We start from the raw sequence: 278 nt of genomic DNA, 5'->3' as shown, positions 1-278 counted from the left end.
TCTTTGGACAGGATGTACACTTCAGATTCGAACTTGGTGTGCGGGTTGATGGTGCCCGGCTTAGCCAGTACCTGACCACGTTCGATTTCTTCACGTTTGATACCACGCAGCAGAACACCTACGTTCTCACCAGCACGGCCTTCGTCCAGCAGTTTGCGGAACATTTCAACGCCAGTACAGGTGGTTTTCGCGGTTTCTTTGATACCAACGATTTCAACTTCTTCACCTACTTTGATGATACCGCGCTCTACACGACCGGTAACAACGGTACCACGACC

1 pseudogene is annotated in these 278 nt (G+C 50.7%); it reads right to left on the bottom strand.

What is annotated here, in order from left to right:
• A pseudogene (locus tag FQK12_RS23975) lies at positions 1-278 on the bottom strand (EF-Tu/IF-2/RF-3 family GTPase); the annotation flags it as partial.

Source organism: Klebsiella sp. ME-303, assembly GCF_007910085.1.
Classification (GTDB): Bacteria; Pseudomonadota; Gammaproteobacteria; order Enterobacterales; family Enterobacteriaceae; genus Klebsiella; species Klebsiella michiganensis.
This window is presented reverse-complemented; position numbering and strand designations above follow the sequence as displayed.